At 37.2% G+C, this 3,634-nt stretch carries 3 protein-coding genes and 1 pseudogene; all 4 read left to right on the top strand.

Annotated elements, in window-relative coordinates; translation table 11 throughout:
* Positions 1–510: 510 nt before the first annotated feature.
* Positions 511–1,008, top strand: a pseudogene (locus ASU00_RS23915) (tyrosine-type recombinase/integrase); the annotation flags it as partial.
* Between the two features lie 346 nt (positions 1,009–1,354).
* The gene (locus ASU00_RS25245; RefSeq protein ID WP_152983842.1) at positions 1,355–1,702 is read left to right on the top strand and encodes a hypothetical protein; all 348 of its coding nucleotides are present in this window, start codon (positions 1,355–1,357) and stop codon (positions 1,700–1,702) included.
* A gap of 944 nt (positions 1,703–2,646) precedes the next feature.
* Positions 2,647–3,024, top strand: a complete 378-nt coding sequence (locus ASU00_RS23905; RefSeq protein WP_057915937.1) for a hypothetical protein — start codon at positions 2,647–2,649, stop codon at positions 3,022–3,024.
* Positions 3,025–3,200: 176 nt separating this feature from the next.
* A complete protein-coding gene (locus ASU00_RS23900) occupies positions 3,201–3,380 on the top strand; it encodes a hypothetical protein (RefSeq protein ID WP_057915936.1) in 180 nt (59 codons plus the stop codon).
* Positions 3,381–3,634: the final 254 nt, after the last annotated feature.

Genomic DNA, 3,634 nt, shown 5'->3' with positions numbered 1-3,634 from the left:
AAATTCAAAGGAATTTCAAAAGAGGTTCGGAATTTTTTTATTCCGAACCCCTTTTGTCTACAAACTGAAGGTTCGCTTATAAGCGAACCTTTTCTTCATAAACTTCTCTTTACTTTTTTGAGTAAACTACTGTTTAAGAACAACGAGTTGGCGTTTTTTTTATATTATGAACGAGCATAATGGATTTACCCAGTCACGTTTACTTGTTGTTCGGAACATTTCTTCATACCAAGCTTTTTGTACGTTTACTTTAGGATTATTTGCATTCTCACCATATTCATTCAACTCAAGCATCATGATTTACACCACCCCCTCGGGTAGGCTTTCGTCAGCTTAACCTGTTTCGGTAAATTCTCACGCCTTCTTTGCCGAGCTTATAACACTATCATTCTTACTAAATTTAGTGCTATTCGACGCAGAGAGAGCCCTTCAGGACGTTACTCCGTCATTTGACTCATCGATATAACCCTTCAGTCCCATTAGAATGGAACTGTCTAGCCTTTACCCGAGACCGGCCTACGTGTCGGGGACCTACTCAAGCTCACCACGAGGCAGGTCCTGAACCTTAAAAATAAACAACACAAGATCCTCCGGGTCAAGGAAGGGAAAACGCAAAAAACCCGCGACATGTATATCGCGAATTGCTTCGAAGAGGTCTTTGCGTACGCCCAAACCGTCTCGTGTCCCTACTTATTCCCATCCAGGAAGGGAGAACGCCCCATTACCCCTACCCAGGCCTACAGGCAGCTAAATAAGGCCGCAGAGTTTGCTGGCGTGGAACATGTCGGCAACCATACTTTAAGAAAAACGTTTGGCTATTGGTTTTACAAGGCTACGAAGGATATTGCCATGCTGCAACGAATCCTTCATCATTCCCACCCTTCGGTCACGCTGCGCTATATTGGCATCACCGAAGAAGAGACGAACAATATCCTCAAACATTTCAGCGTCTTTGCGCACCTATCCGATGATAGAAGAGCCTCTCATAAGCACAAAGAACGTTCATAAAGTATTTTTGTACTTTTACGTCGTGTTACGTGAAATTTAAGAAGAATTAAACGAAGTTGAGAGCATGAGTGTAGCAGACACAAAAGTGTCTGCTACACGTGTGAAATAAGACGTGAAATGTCATGTCTTGGAGTTAACATTATATGAATAATTAAAAAATTCGGTTCTAAACTAAATGACTAACTAACCAACATCAACATCTGAAATTAATTATCTGTATGTAGGTTCTGCCAACCAGGAGCTTGCATGACATCTGCAAAAGCTAAAGAAGGATACTAATTCGACTTCATTTTAGTCAGATCAAAAAGGATTAAGACAAATAAAGGCATGGAATGATAAATATTCTATGCCTTCATTTGAGTTAGAGGTTAAATCACCAAAAACCACGACACCTACAATTTCTTCTCCGGTTTCTCCGATTTCTTCTATCATCACAATCATCATCATTATTGTGATGATGATGATGATTATGATTGTGATTATCGTGACAATCATGATTGTCATCATCATGACGTCTATCGTCATCATCTGTTTTAACAATAATTTTGTCTGCACGGATAATCACTCTATCGGCATCAATATATACGTCATTGTCCCTATCGCGATTACGGCGTCTTCTATCGTCGCGGTCGTAATCATGGTGGCTTCTATTACAAGACATTTAAATCCCCTCCTTTTCACACACTTACCATAAAATATGTTGTTTTGAAAATAATGAATAGACACGCGCCTATAATCTAATCGAACTAAATAACAAAACCTATGCAAAAACCCCTTGGGCCTAAGGGGTTTTGTTACTCGCACTTCCGTTAAAAACATTATTTGAACAAAAGATTTCTTTTAGGTTTACTTCATCCAAAAATCCTTGATAGAAATTCTTTTTTCTCATTTATTTATCTCCACAGTTTTTAAATATGGCAAGTACAGTAAATACCGCATTACACTTTTAGCACCTCACTGGGTGTTCTTTTATTTAACTCACAAGTGAGTATGATGGCTTGAACCCTTGGTAAATAAGGAATGTTACAATTTAATGTTTGTTGTATCTTTAAATAAAGTTTAATCAAAAACGGTCATCAAACCCATATTCTATGACTCAAAAAAAGAATCCGTTTTGAAAAAAGGTTAATCAAAATGGATTCTTATCTTTTTGAATAGTTACGTTTGGCTATTGGTTTTCAAAGTCACGAAGGATACCTCCATGTTGCAACGGATCCTGCATCACTCCCATCCTTCCGTTCCCCTCCGTTATATCGGCATTACGGAAGAAGAAACAAATAACGTATTGGAAAAATTTTAGCGTTTTTCACTAATTCAACCTCTTTATTTTCTTCAAGTAATTTTATTCATTTTGATGTAGCAAGAGCGTTACTTTAAGAAAAATAGTCAGTCCCATGTCAGCCCACCTATGTAAATCAGGTGTCCCACATCAGCCCATCTGTAAAGAATTCATGTACCCATTAAAACCCTAGGCTTTGCCTAGTTCCACAACGTAGTTGGGGACAGTTTTCCCTTATGCTCTTTTAATTGGAATGTTCATTCAAAAAGAAGAGAATCCATTTTAGTCAAACTTTTTTCAAAGCAACATATTATAGGGAGCATGATTTTTTAAAGTCAAAACGGGAAGGAAGAATGAGCATGAAAAAATTTATAATGAGTGTCGTGGCATTGGTAGCTGCGTTGTGGTTCCCTTCTTCTACATTTGCAAGTGGCTGGGATTACTTAGGAGAACAATCTCTTTATTCTAATGGTGCTGAAAGTGATGTGTTTGCCTCTACTGGTGGAGATTATAAGATTTGTAGGGATTCTTACGTGGGTCCAGCTGGTAAGTTAAAAGTTGATTTATATGAGTACGATCCTGATAGTTATAATGATTTTGTAGGAACAAGATATATAGAACGAGGCAAATGTGCGTATTTCTGGGGTATTGGTAACTTTGTTGATGGAGGAAATGAAGCAGAATTTTTTGCGAAATCAAGGACTGACAGTAATATGCATTTAATCTTTTTTGATTAATTCATTAAAAGATAAGAATCCATTTTGATCAACCCTTTTCAAAATGGATTCTTTTTTTGTGCCATAGAATATGGGTTTGCTGAACTTTTTTGATCAAACTTTGTTCTAAAGCAACAATAATTTTTAAAAATAAAGTAAGATGAATTTCTATGAAAAGATGAAAAGGGAGCGAAAATATGAAGAAAGAAAAAACTGATTTTCTTGAAGTTAATGAGCTCTTAAATCGGATTGAAAAACAACATGAAGAGCTTCGTAAAATAACTGGCGAAGGCGAACCTTATCAACACTTAATGAAACAAAAACACGTCACTGTCTATACCAATGATAAAAAAGCCATGAAGTTCTGGGGAGAGTGAAAAAGGAGAGAAAGAGCATAAGGAAAAACTGTCCCCAACTACGTTGCGGAACTAGGCAAAGCCTAGTGTTTTTGTGGGTACATGAAAAATCCACTAATGTCCCCTTTACGTCCCCTTTTTTAGAGGTGATGTCCCCTTTGTGTCCCCCTATTTTATTAATTGTTATTTAAAAAAGAGAAGGAAACTGCACATAACCCTGTCAAGTAGACAATAAAAAAAGAGTGTTTTTTAAGCTGCGGCCTTTTCTCGATATT

The sequence above is a fragment of the Peribacillus muralis genome (assembly GCF_001439925.1).
Classification (GTDB): domain Bacteria; phylum Bacillota; class Bacilli; order Bacillales; family DSM-1321; genus Peribacillus; species Peribacillus muralis.
Note: the sequence above shows the minus strand (reverse complement) of the source record. Positions and strands in the feature narration are given on the sequence as shown.

Excerpts from the sequence above, each read along its gene's own strand:
- ASU00_RS23905 (WP_057915937.1), top strand. The coding sequence starts at position 2,647 with ATGAAAAAATTTATAATGAGTGTCGTGGCATTGGTAGCTGCGTTGTGG.
- ASU00_RS25245 (WP_152983842.1), top strand. The coding sequence starts at position 1,355 with ATGCCTTCATTTGAGTTAGAGGTTAAATCACCAAAAACCACGACACCT.
- ASU00_RS23900 (WP_057915936.1), top strand. The coding sequence starts at position 3,201 with ATGAAGAAAGAAAAAACTGATTTTCTTGAAGTTAATGAGCTCTTAAAT.